Annotated in this window: 12 protein-coding genes and 1 riboswitch; of the genes, 9 read left to right on the forward strand and 3 right to left on the reverse strand. The window is 36.9% G+C overall.

Features of this window, described 5'->3' with window-relative positions:
- Position 1: 1 nt before the first annotated feature.
- Positions 2-841 carry a lysophospholipid acyltransferase family protein gene (locus tag BN1208_RS00545; protein ID WP_046486726.1) on the reverse strand — a complete coding sequence of 280 codons (840 nt, stop codon included), beginning with the start codon at positions 839-841 and terminating at the stop codon, positions 2-4.
- Between the two features lie 67 nt (positions 842-908).
- Here BN1208_RS00545 and metK point away from each other — a divergent pair, with 67 nt between their 5' ends.
- From metK to metF, 3 genes are all read left to right on the forward strand, one after another.
- Positions 909-2,066, forward strand: a complete 1,158-nt coding sequence (gene metK, locus BN1208_RS00550; RefSeq protein ID WP_046486728.1) for a methionine adenosyltransferase — start codon at positions 909-911, stop codon at positions 2,064-2,066.
- Positions 2,067-2,120: 54 nt separating this feature from the next.
- A riboswitch (S-adenosyl-L-homocysteine riboswitch) is annotated at positions 2,121-2,202 on the forward strand.
- 79 nt (positions 2,203-2,281) lie between these two features.
- Positions 2,282-3,703, forward strand: a complete 1,422-nt coding sequence (gene ahcY, locus BN1208_RS00555; RefSeq protein ID WP_046486730.1) for an adenosylhomocysteinase — start codon at positions 2,282-2,284, stop codon at positions 3,701-3,703.
- 2 nt (positions 3,704-3,705) lie between these two features.
- Positions 3,706-4,542 (forward strand): methylenetetrahydrofolate reductase [NAD(P)H], encoded by an 837-nt coding sequence (metF, locus tag BN1208_RS00560; RefSeq protein ID WP_046486732.1) that lies wholly within the window; start codon positions 3,706-3,708, stop codon positions 4,540-4,542.
- Here metF and BN1208_RS00565 read toward each other — a convergent pair.
- Entirely contained in the window at positions 4,539-5,000 is a 462-nt protein-coding gene (locus BN1208_RS00565) for a Smg family protein (protein ID WP_046486734.1), read from the reverse strand. The two genes, metF and BN1208_RS00565, sit on opposite strands and share 4 nt — an antisense overlap.
- Before the next feature lie 177 nt (positions 5,001-5,177).
- On the opposite strand from BN1208_RS00565, the gene def reads away from it, so the two are divergent.
- From def to BN1208_RS00595, 6 genes are read left to right on the forward strand one after another with little or no spacing between them, the layout of a single operon-like run.
- Entirely contained in the window at positions 5,178-5,690 is a 513-nt protein-coding gene (def, locus tag BN1208_RS00570; RefSeq protein ID WP_046486736.1) for a peptide deformylase, read from the forward strand.
- Positions 5,691-5,708: 18 nt separating this feature from the next.
- The gene (gene fmt, locus BN1208_RS00575; protein ID WP_140016688.1) at positions 5,709-6,653 is read left to right on the forward strand and encodes a methionyl-tRNA formyltransferase; all 945 of its coding nucleotides are present in this window, start codon (positions 5,709-5,711) and stop codon (positions 6,651-6,653) included.
- Positions 6,654-6,658: 5 nt separating this feature from the next.
- Positions 6,659-7,939, forward strand: coding sequence for a 16S rRNA (cytosine(967)-C(5))-methyltransferase RsmB (gene rsmB / locus BN1208_RS00580; protein WP_046486738.1), 1,281 nt, complete (start codon positions 6,659-6,661; stop codon positions 7,937-7,939).
- 25 nt (positions 7,940-7,964) lie between these two features.
- Positions 7,965-8,495, forward strand: a complete 531-nt coding sequence (locus tag BN1208_RS00585; RefSeq protein WP_162197749.1) for a DUF4390 domain-containing protein — start codon at positions 7,965-7,967, stop codon at positions 8,493-8,495.
- Positions 8,492-10,627 carry a sensor histidine kinase gene (locus BN1208_RS00590; RefSeq protein ID WP_046486740.1) on the forward strand — a complete coding sequence of 712 codons (2,136 nt, stop codon included), beginning with the start codon at positions 8,492-8,494 and terminating at the stop codon, positions 10,625-10,627. Before BN1208_RS00585 ends, BN1208_RS00590 begins: the two co-directional genes overlap by 4 nt.
- A 2-nt stretch (positions 10,628-10,629) precedes the next feature.
- Positions 10,630-11,916: a sigma-54-dependent transcriptional regulator gene (locus BN1208_RS00595; protein ID WP_046486743.1), complete on the forward strand. Its 1,287-nt coding sequence runs from the start codon at positions 10,630-10,632 to the stop codon at positions 11,914-11,916.
- Position 11,917: 1 nt separating this feature from the next.
- Here BN1208_RS00595 and xth read toward each other — a convergent pair whose 3' ends face one another.
- Positions 11,918-12,691 carry an exodeoxyribonuclease III gene (xth, locus tag BN1208_RS00600; RefSeq protein ID WP_046486745.1) on the reverse strand — a complete coding sequence of 258 codons (774 nt, stop codon included), beginning with the start codon at positions 12,689-12,691 and terminating at the stop codon, positions 11,918-11,920.

Here is a 12,691-nt window from a genome sequence, read left to right on the forward strand (position 1 = left end):
CTTATTTGTTTGGTTTTTTAAATCGCTGATAATTCCAAAGATACTGTGTTGGATATTTTCGAATGAGCATCTCGAGTCGATCATTAATGCCTTGGGGGGAGTGATCTTGACCTAAGGGCTCAATATAGACGTCATATCCCCGGCCACGCGAAAGTCTATGGCCAAAACCAATGAGAACAGTTGCGTTCGAAGATTCTGCAAGTTTAGAAACAAGCGTCATGGTATAGGCGGGCGTATTAAAAAATTGAGCCCATACGCCCTGGCCTTCATTGGGAACTTGATCAGGTAATACGCCAATTGCTTCGCCCTTTTTTAATGCTTGCATTAATTGCTTAACGCCATGGAGGTTAGCTTCAGCAAGATGAACTTGGGAATGACGTCTTCCAGATAAAACAATACTTGCAAGCCAGTTTAGTTTTGGACGCTTGAATAGAACAGTGATGGGGTGAAAGTGCGCGTAGTACTGAGCAGTAATTTCAAAACAGCCTAAATGAGGCGTTAAAAAAATAATACCCTTTTTCTTTTTGAGAGCAGTTTCAACATGCTGCCATCCGTAACATTGTTTGATCCAGCGAAAATTCTTTTGAGGTGAGCTAAACCAGATTGCAGGTGCCTCCATAAGACACTTTCCAATTTCTCGGACCGATAATTGTGTAAGTTCTTTTAAATTATTTTCATCGGATGAAATAAAAGCATGTTTTAAATTAGCATCTATTCGCTCTTTAAACCGACGATCAAATTGATAAGCAACAAGACCTAGCAACTCTCCTAATCCATGCAAGATAAAGAGAGGTAACTGAAAGAATATAGCAATGAAAAATAAGGATAGTCTTGAAAGCATAATTGTCTTTAAACGCGATATTTTGCTATTCTAAACGCTTTACGTAATTTAGAACTTGGAAAAAACTATGAGCGAGCATCTATTTACTTCGGAATCTGTTTCCGAAGGTCATCCAGATAAAGTAGCTGATCAGATATCCGATGCGATTCTTGATGCTATTTTAGAGCAAGACCCTACTGCTCGTGTTGCAGCTGAAACACTAACAAATACAGGGCTTGTTGTATTAGCAGGTGAGATCACCACGACAGCTAATGTGGATTACATCAAAGTTGCCCGCGATACGATTCGTTACATTGGATATGACAATACGGATTACGGCATTGATTATAAAGGCTGTGCTGTTCTTGTTGCCTATGACAAGCAGTCACCTGATATTGCTCATGGTGTGGATGTCGCTTTAGATGACCCATTAAATCAGGGCGCAGGTGATCAAGGTTTAATGTTTGGTTATGCCTGTGATGAAACAGCACAGTTGATGCCTATGCCTATTTGGCTATCTCACCGTTTAATGGAAAGACAGTCTTATTTAAGAAAAGACGGCAGACTTCCTTGGCTGCGTCCGGATGCTAAGGCACAAGTTACTTTAAAGTATAAAGACCATAAGCCTCAATCGATTGATACAGTTGTGCTATCAACGCAGCATGACCCAGAGGTGTCACTCGAGACCATTCGCGAATCAGTGATTGAAGAAATTATTAAGCCTATTTTGCCTAAAGAGCTTATGAAAGGCGACATCAAGTATCTTGTAAATCCTACTGGCCGATTTGTTATTGGAGGACCCCAAGGCGATTGTGGGCTTACTGGGCGTAAAATTATTGTAGATACCTACGGCGGTTCTGCACCTCATGGTGGCGGGGCTTTCTCAGGAAAAGATCCGAGCAAAGTTGATCGTTCAGCAGCATACGCTGCGCGCTATGTGGCTAAAAATATTGTGGCAGCAGGCTTAGCCTCTCGCTGCTTAGTTCAAATTTCATATGCGATTGGCGTTGCAAGACCGACCTCAGTTATGGTGGAAACTTACGGCACAGGCAAGATTGCAGACGACAAATTGACCACATTAGTTCTTGAGCATTTTGATTTAAGACCTAAAGGCATTGTGCAAATGCTTGATTTATTACGTCCCATTTATAAGAAAACAGCGGCTTATGGGCATTTTGGCCGTGACGAGCCAGAATTTTCATGGGAAGCAGCAGATAAAGCTCAAATCCTGAAATCAGCAAGTTAATTTCTAGATTTTTTAAGTATTTGAACCATTCGTACTTTTAATTTATAATGCATTCCTTCTGAGGAACGCTGCGAGATTTTTTCATAAAATCCCAGGCTCAGATTACAAGTTTACTTGTAAACGGCGTTCACCAATTTATAACCGTGCCAGTCACGGGATGTTGGTGGATACCGAAACATCCCAGCTGGTCACTTAGCATTCAAAAGGAATTTAAAATGAATACAGTGACTAACCAAAATTTAAATACACAAGACTATCTTATTGCCGATATTAATCAGGCTGACTTTGGCCGAAAAGAAATCGCCATTGCAGAGACTGAAATGCCAGGCCTCATGGCTATTCGTGAAGAATATTCAAAAGTAAAACCATTAAAAGGTGCGCGCATTAGCGGCTCACTCCATATGACGATTCAAACAGCAGTGCTTATTGAAACCCTCAAGGATTTGGGGGCTGAGGTGAGATGGGCATCTTGCAACATCTATTCAACTCAAGACCATGCAGCAGCAGCGATAGCTAAAAATGGGACGCCTGTTTTTGCTTTTAAAGGTGAAACGCTTGATCAATATTGGGAATATACGCATCGTATTTTTGAATGGAGCGATGGCGGCTATACCAATATGATTCTAGATGATGGTGGCGATGCAACTTTACTTCTTCACTTAGGTACGCGCGCTGAAAAAGATGCTGCATTGATTTCTAAGCCATCAAGCGAAGAGGAAGTTTCACTTTTTAATTCAATCAAGCAACAGTTAGCAATAGACCCTCATTGGTATTCTGAAAGGCTTAAACACATTAAAGGGGTGACTGAAGAGACGACAACAGGCGTTCATCGTTTATATCAAATGCACAAAGAAGGTAAATTGGCCTTCCCTGCAATTAATGTCAATGATTCAGTGACTAAATCTAAATTTGATAATCTTTATGGCTGCCGCGAATCTCTAGTAGACGCTATTAAACGTGCAACGGACGTGATGATTGCAGGTAAGGTAGCTGTTGTGGCTGGATACGGTGATGTAGGCAAAGGTTCAGCACAAGCGCTTCGCGCTTTGTCTGCACAAGTATGGGTCACAGAAATTGATCCTATTTGCGCACTTCAAGCTGCAATGGAAGGGTACCGAGTCGTGACCATGGATTATGCTGCTGAACATGCTGACATTTTTGTAACCGCCACTGGCAATTATCATGTAATTACTCGTGACCATATGTCGCGTATGAAGCATCAAGCGATCGTTTGTAATATCGGCCACTTTGACAATGAAATTGATGTTGCATCTTTAAACGATTGCACATGGGAAGAAATTAAACCGCAAGTTGACCACGTGATTTTTAAAGATGGTAAAAGAATTATCTTGCTTGCAAAAGGTAGGCTCGTGAATTTAGGATGTGGCACAGGGCATCCAAGTTATGTGATGAGCTCATCTTTCGCGAATCAAACGATTGCTCAGATTGAATTATTTGCGCACTCTGAGAAATATCCAGTCGGTGTATATACCTTACCAAAACATTTGGATGAGAAAGTTGCTCGCTTGCAATTGAAAAAATTAAATGCTCAACTTACGAACTTGTCAGAAGTACAGGCTAAGTATATTGGCGTTAAAGAAGAAGGACCTTACAAGCCTGAGCAGTATCGTTATTAATCATGCCTAAGAAAATTTCTTACAGTTTTGAGTTTTTTCCTCCCAGTTCACCGGAAGGTATTAAAAACTCAAAAGATACGCGTCAGCAACTTTCTGCATTTAAGCCAGAATTTTACTCGGTGACATTCGGTGCAGGGGGTTCTACGCGAGATCTGACTCTTGAAACAGTATTAGAAATAAAACAAGAAGGCTTTAATGCGGTACCTCATATTTCAGGTATTTCATCGACAAAAGCAGAAATTAAAACTTTACTCGATCTCTATCAGCAACATAATATTAAGCACCTTGTAGTCTTAAGAGGTGATGTGCCACATGGTGCAGTGTCCAGAGGAGAGTTTAAACATGCTAATGAATTGGTAAGTTTTATTCGACAAGAAACCAATGATTATTTTCATATTGAAGTAGGGGCCTACCCTGAATATCATCCTGAAGCAGTCTCATCACAAACGGACATTCAAAACTTTAAAAATAAAGTGGATGCAGGAGCTAACTCGGCTATCACACAATTCTTTTTCAATGCTGACGCATATTTTAGATTTATGGATGAATGCTTGATTGCAGATATCAACATCCCAATTGTGCCAGGCGTTATGCCAATATACAACATTAAGCAATTGGCTCGCTTCGCGTCTAATTGCGGCGCAGAAATTCCTCGTTGGCTAAGAATTAAATTAGAGAGCTACGGGGACGACCTACTTTCATTAAGATCATACGGCGTAGATGTGGTATCTGAACTTTGTGAAACGTTGATTGAATGGGACGTGCCGAGCTTACATTTTTACACGTTAAATCAAGCAGGCATTATTACCCGCATCATTCAAAATATAGAAGGTACTTAGTGTAAAACTAAGTTGTGATCTTGGTAGATTGCATCTTCTATAAATAAAAAGTCTTTTTCTCGACCTTCATTCCAAAGCGCCATCATTACAATCCAGCGCATTTCCTCGATATTAATATGCTCTTGTTTGAGAGCCATAGCGCGATCAAGGATAATTTCTCGTTCATTTGGGTCAAGCACCTTGGCTTGCTCTAGAAATAATACAAAACCTAAGCTTTCAGCACTGATCTTTTTTTGTTCATTTTCTGAGTACATGCGATAACCTAATGAAGAACAAGCATTATTTTTTACAGGGATAGCATTAGTCATCGCTTTTAGCTGATTAAACCAAGTAAAGGCATTTTCAATATCTTGATTATCAAATCCAGCAGCTTCGAGCTCTGCAGTTATGCTTTTGAAGTCAGGCAAATTTTGGGTGCTCAGATAATTTTCAAACATATAGATAAGCAGTTCTAGCATAAAGATTCCTTTACGATAGTGAATGAAAAATTACTTAGAAGTAAGTGAAGGCTAAATGAACTTGAGTCAGGTAATTGAGCTATTAGCAAAGTATAATATTCTTAATATGTCTAATAAATTTAAGGCGTTTATGCCTTTAAGACAAGTTATCAGCAATAAATAAAATAATCAACATTTATGGCAATTTTAAATATATTAAATTATCCTGACCCAAAACTGCATACTATTGCAAAACCAATCGAGGTTGTGGATAACTCCATTCGGAAGCTTATCGATGATATGGCGGAAACCATGTATTCTGCCCCCGGCATAGGATTGGCCGCAACTCAAGTTGATCGTCATCTTCAATTAATTTTGGTGGATATTTCTGAAACAAAAGATAATTTAAAGGTTTTTATTAATCCTAAAATTATTGAATCATCAGGACAGCAAGTATATGAAGAAGGCTGTTTATCAGTGCCTGATGTATTTGAATCAGTGAAGCGTGCCGAACATATTAAAGTTCAAGCGCTTGATCGAGAGGGAAAATCTTTTGAGCTTGAAGCAGACGGTTTGCTGGCTGTCTGTATACAGCATGAAATGGACCATCTTCTAGGTAAGGTATTTGTAGAGTACTTGTCACCATTAAAACGTAATCGCATTAAAATAAAAATGAAAAAACGTGCCAAAGAGCATTTGGTTAATGTTTAATTTAGCGACATCTGTATCGTGAATCACTTGAAAATTATTTTTGCTGGTACACCTGACTTTGCTGTTCCAGCCTTGCAGGCTCTATATGATAAAGATTATAAGGTGGTTGGTGTTTTAACTCAGCCCGACAGGCCATCAGGCCGAGGCTTGAAGCTTCAGCCGAGCCCTGTCAAGCTTAAAGCAAATGAATTAAGCATCCCTGTTTATCAGCCTTCAGAATTAAAAAGTAAACAATCATATGAAGCTTTAGAAGCAATTGATTTCAATGTAATGATTGTGGCAGCTTATGGACTTATTATTCCCCAAGCCATTCTAGACCTGCCTTCTTTAGGTTGTTTTAATATACATGCGTCACTATTACCAAGATGGCGAGGTGCCGCTCCAATTCATCGTGCTATTTTGATAGGCGATAAGACAACCGGAGTCACTATTATGCGCGTAGTTCAAAAATTGGACGCGGGCGACATGGTAAAAAAAGCTGAAATTCAAATCAGCGAAAAAGATACAACTGAGCAATTAACAAAAACACTTTCAATATTAGGCGCTAATCTAATGACAGAAGTCATGGATGAATTAATTAAGCAAGGCGAGCTTCAATCTTCACCTCAAAATGAAGTCAATGTAACTTATGCTGAAAAAGTAACTAAAGAAGAGTCAAAAATTAATTGGCATGACTCCGCTTTAGTAATTGCTAGAAAAGTCAGAGCATTTAATTCGTTTCCAGTCGCACAAACAGAATATCGTGAAGCTGTTTGCAAAATTTGGGAAGCTCAAGTTGCTATAGATGCTAATGAAGATGCCAATATAGGCCAAATTATAAAGCTTGATGAATTTATTCATGTGAAATGTGGTGAAGGTGTCTTATCAATTAAAGAGCTTCAAATGCCTGGAGGCAAAAGACTTAAAGCCAAAGAGTTCATTTTAGGTCACCGGCCTATACTGGGAGACGTCTTTAAGTCGTAACTATTTTGCATCACTCCCAACTTATTGCAGCAGATTGTGTGTCTGAAGTTATAAAAGGACATAATTTAAATCAAGTTTTTGAAAGACGTTTCGATCATCATCAGAATATTACACCCCAACAAAAATCAGTTGCAATTTTTTTGGCATATGGCGCCATTCGGTTCTTAGGTGAAAATCAATTTTTTATTCAGCAACTTATTAATAAAAAAATAACAAATAAAAAAATTGAAGCTTTACTTTGTGTTGCTTTGTTTCAATTGAATCATGACCAATCCACAGATTTTACAGTGGTTAATGAGGCTGTAGAGGCAGCTAAATTCATTAATAAATCCTGGGCAGGTTCTTTTGTAAATGGAGTGCTAAGAAACTTTATTCGTCAGAAAGAAAAATTACAAACAGAATTAAAAAATGATGAAGCGGCTTTTTATTCATACCCCTCATGGTGGATTAATCTTATTAAAGAAAATTACACCAAGGACTGGGAAAGTATATTGTTGAATGGAAACAAGCATCCACCATTAACATTGAGAATTAACGAACGAAAAACTAACCTTAAGCAATATGAAGAAAAACTTAAGTGCGAAGCGATTTCGTATCGAGTGCTGGGAAATATTGCATTAGAGCTGACTCAGCCTACTGCCGTAGAAAAAATACCCGGATTTATGGATGGCGAAGTTTCTGTCCAAGACTTTGGCGCGCAACTTGCCGCAAAACTTTTAGATTTGCAGGATGGCCAGATTTGTCTGGACGCATGCAGTGCGCCCGGAGGGAAAACTGGCCATATGCTAGAAATAGCAGATATTGAATTAGTGTCTATTGACCACCAAAAAGATCGCCTATATAAAGTAAAGGAAAATTTGGAGAGATTGCATCTTCACGCGCATTTAAAATGTTCAGATTTAACCGCAGTAAATACATGGTGGAATGAAAAATTATTTGATCGTATCTTACTAGACGCCCCATGTTCTGCATCCGGCGTAGTAAGGCGTCACGTAGACATTAAATGGTTAAGAAGGCCTCGTAATATTGAAATGTTTGCTAAACAACAAAAGGCTATGCTTGAAGCTATGTGGCAGCTATTAAAAAAGGGTGGTAAATTACTTTACGCGACATGCTCAATCTTTAATGGCGAAAATCAGAAGGTTATTGATCGTTTTATTAAAGACCATATAGACGCAAAAGAAGTAAAATGGTCTGTTGATTCAGAATATAGCAAATATGAGAATCAATTAATACCAAGCGAAAACCATGACGGATTCTTTTATGCATTGCTTGAAAAAAATTAAATTAAGCATTTTCTTTAGCTTTTGGATGATCTTGTTTTTTTCTTCATCTACTATTGCGTCCGACAATAGCTTGATTATCAAAACTGCTGAAATCAATAGCCAATTCGAAGCATATTTTTTAAATGCTGATTTTGATTTATCTTTTAATGATGATTTAGATGAAGCCATAAAAAAAGGTATTCCTATTAATTTTATTATTGAATTTGAGCTAAAGAAGCCCAGAAAATATTGGTTTGATGAGGAAGTCACTAAAAAAACAAAAGAAATTCTATTAACATACCATGCGCTATCAAAACAATTTACTCTTACTGAGTCTGAAAATCGCCTTATTGCTTTTGATAATTTAACTCAGGCAAAAAATGAGCTTAAAAAAATAAAAAATTGGCGTATTTTTGATAAATCACAGATTGATGACACTGAAAAGTACTCGGCTTATCTTCAGGTTAAATTAGATCAGACTAAATTACCAAAACAGCTTCAAGCAGATATAACCAGCAATCAAGAGTGGCAATTAGCTTCTAAACAATTTCAATGGACTTTCGTAAATAAAAAATGAGATATCTGATTGCCATTACTACTTTAGTTGGTGCGTCACTCTTATTTCTTTTGTCAAAAGCAAGTTCAAGTTCTGAATTTATTTCAGGCAGCTCCTATACAGTTGTTCTTATATTAAGTGGCATTTTTATTTTGAGTTTGATTGCAATCATTGCAAATCAGATTAAGAAATTATTTGGAAACATTAAAAAAGACGTAATGGGGAGTCGTTTATCCATGCGTCTTGTTATTTCCTTTACCCTTATGGCAGTAATACCAGGTTTAATTGTCTATTTAGTTTCAGTTAATTTCTTAACACGTTCAATTGAGTCATGGTTTAACGTCAAAGTTGAATCAGCCTTAGATGGTGGTTTGAAGCTAGGGCAGAAAGCATTAGACATTATGTTAGCTGATCTAGAATTAAAGGCAGGGCGCATGGCACTGACACTCTCGTCAATGCCTACGACATCTCAATATGCTGCACTTAGTGACCTTCGAGAAAAAACAGGTGTTCAAGACGCCACAATCATTTCTGACCAAGGAAAAATTATTGCTGTGTCAAGCAATGATGCAGAATCATTTTTACCTGTTTTGCCGACATTAATACAATTGAAGCAGGCAGAAAATAATATCTACGGAAAAATCGAGCCGATAAAAAATAAAGGTCTTTATTTGAGAGTTTTGGCACCAATTAATGGAGCTGCAATCTCGAACGAAAGATTAATTTTACAAATTTTACAACCAGTTCCAGACTCATTGACGACCCTTGCTGAATCAGTACAGGATGTATTCCAAGACTATCAGAAGCTTTCATATAGTCGAGATTCATTGAAAGTCATTTTTTCGATCACCTTAACGCTTGTACTTATGCTTGCTATTTTGACTGCTGTCGCTATCGGTTTTCTGCTTAGTAGAAAACTATCAGAACCACTTGCACTCCTCGCTGAAGGCACTAAAAAGATTGCAAAAGGAAATTTTAAGACCATGCTTCCTGAAAAGGGTAAAGATGAGTTAGGCGTTCTTGTAAGATCCTTTAATAGTATGACAAGACAGTTAGACCAGGCTACCCAAACATCAGAAAATAACCAGATAAGACTCGAGTCTGCTAGGTCATATCTTGAAACTGTATTGGCTCATTTATCTTCGGGCGTAATCATTATTAATGATGATATGGAAATCAAATCATTTAATATTGCCGCCTCTAAAATTTTGCAGATAGATTTATCTAAGAATACAAATCAATTAATAACTTCAATTTCAAATAAAAATAAATTATTAAACGATTTTGTTGTGAGTATTCAAGAAGAAATTAAAGTAGCGAGGAGCAAGAAGCACTTTGAAATCATCAAGCAGTTTGAAATTAAATATGAAAAAAATAATCAAGTACTTTCGCTACAAATTACTCCCCTACCCCAAAATAAGATTAAGAACTATGTCTTAATGATAGATGATATAACTATGATGATTCAGGCCCAAAGAGATGCAGCATGGTCAGAAGTTGCAAGGAGGCTTGCGCACGAAATTAAAAATCCACTTACACCTATTCAACTTTCAGCAGAAAGAATTAAGCATAAATTAGGCTCTAAATTAAACAAAGAGGACACAGATATTCTAGATAAGGCTGTTTCAACTATTGTTAATCAAGTTGATGCAATGAAAACTATGGTAAATGAGTTTAGCGAATATGCACGGGCCCCTAAGTTGAGTCTTGAATTAACAGATATTAACAAAACTATTAAGGAAATTTCTCATTTATTTGAAAATTCAGGGATTAAAATAACAACGACATTATTAAAAGGATTGCCTAAAATAAAAGTAGACGTAAATATGATGAGACAGGTCCTTATAAATCTGATTCAGAATGCACAGGACGCTATGATAAATAATACAAAAAAGCCGAGTATTAAAATTAATACAAATAAATATAAAAACTATCTTATCTTATCCATTGAGGATAATGGCCCAGGCTTTTCAGCAGATATACTTAAAAAAGCATTTGAGCCATACGTCACGTCGAAGTCGCATGGCACTGGGCTTGGTTTGGCCATAGTGAAAAAAATTATTGAAGAGCATGAGGGCACCATTGTTGTAGAAAATATAAAAAATGGTGGTGCTAATATCAATATTCAACTGCCGATATCTAAAAGTAAATAATTATGAGTATAAAAAAAATATTAGTAGTTGATGATGAGCTGGGCATAAGAGAATTGCTCAGGGATATTCTTATCGATGAGGGCTTTGAAATTTTTGTAGCTGAAAGTGCTACAGAAGCTCGCGAGCTTAAAAAAAGTAAAATGCCTGATTTGATCTTACTAGATATATGGATGCCTGATTGTGATGGCATCACACTCCTTAAGGAGTGGGTAAATGAAAAGTTTCTTACCAGTCCAGTTGTCATGATGTCAGGTCATGGAACAATTGATACCGCTTTGGAAGCAACTAAAATCGGTGCTTTTGATTTCCTCGAAAAGCCTATTACACTTCAGAAGCTTTTAAAGACAGTCAATGAAGCTTTAAAGTATGCAAATAATCTTCCAAAAATAGAAATTAACTTACTAAACATTGGCAAGAGTAACGTGATACAAGACCTTAAAAAAAGACTTGATAAACTCGTTTCCTTAAAAACACCACTTCTCCTTATAGGCCCTCAAGGAGGTTGCGCCAAAATTTGTGCGCAATACTTACATCCAAAAAATCAACCCTGGATTGATGTAAAAGATTTTGAAGTTGTTTCGAATGCACCGGCTGATCTTCTTGATCAACATAGAGGTGGATCAATCTTTTTAAATGAAATTTCCCATTTGACTAAATCTCAACAAAAAGGCTTAAATCTACTGATTAGCAAAGCGGTTAATTATGATGTAAGAATTATTTGTGCAACTTCAAAATCACTTACCCAGGCAGAGGATGTTGATTTTGATAAGCGTATTTTAAATGAACTATTACCTGGTTCATTATTGCTTCCTTCAATTAATGAGCATAAAGAAGATATTCCAGAATTGGCTTCATCTATTTTGACAATGCATCTCACAAAATCTGATAAATCTGATTATAAAGTTTTTGATGTTGCTGCTTTAAATATGATGCGAGCTATGAATTGGTTAGGCGATATAGAGGAGTTAGAAAGCTTTGTGTTTAATTTAATGCAAACTAGCTTGCTTGAAAAAATTACCGCAGAAGATGTTAAGCGCGTTGCAAATCAATTTAATTTGTTACATGATAAAAATAAATCATCAAAAAAAAGTAAGGGTACTCATGATCAAGGGTTAGATGAAATTTTTAATAAATCACTAAGAGATGCTCGTGATGAGTTTGAAAGAATGTACTTTAAACACCACCTAAATAATGATGATCAGAGTATGGTAAAACTTTCAGAAGTGTCTGGCGTAGAAAGAACCCATCTTTATAGAAAGTTAAAACAGCTAGGAATCAAGGTAAAGTAAATTAAAGTTCTACAATAACGGGTGTATGGTCCGATGGACGTTCTGACTTTCTTGGTTCCTTGTCAATTAAAGATTGTTTCGTTTTATTTGTTAGATTCTTATTTGTGAGTATGTGATCAATGCGCATACCAAGATTTCTTCTGAATCCAGCCATTCGATAATCCCACCAACTATATTGAATTTCAGTAGGATTCATTGCCCTAAAATTATCTGACAATCCTAAGTCAATAATTTTTTGAAAAGCATCCCTTTCTTTTGGGCTTACAAGAATATTATTCTTCCAGGCCTCTGGATCGTGACAATCGATATCTTGAGGCGCAATGTTAAAATCGCCCGCAATAATAATGTCTGGAAAAGATACCATTTCATTTTTAAGCCATACAGTAAAATGTTTTAACCAGTCGAGCTTATATTGGTATTTGTCTGAATCTACAGATTGCCCATTAGGAACATACACACAAACTATTCTTATTTTTCCATAGTCCGTATTTACAGTTGCAGCAATCAATCTCTTTTGCTCATCTTCGAAGTCGGGCATATTATTTTGAATATCAAAAAGCTCATATTTACTTATAATCGCAACCCCGTTATATGTTTTCTGCCCATTGTGAATAGCATGATAGCCAAGGGCACTTATTGCATCATGAGGGAATTTAGTATTTTCTTGTTTTGTTTCTTGAAGTAGTAGAAGATCAGGCTGCACTTTTTTAACCCAATCTTCGACTTGGCCTAGTCTTACAGTGAGAGAATTCACATTCCACGTTGCGAGCTTCAT

It is taken from the genome of Candidatus Methylopumilus planktonicus (assembly GCF_000981505.1).
GTDB lineage: Bacteria > Pseudomonadota > Gammaproteobacteria > Burkholderiales > Methylophilaceae > Methylopumilus > Methylopumilus planktonicus.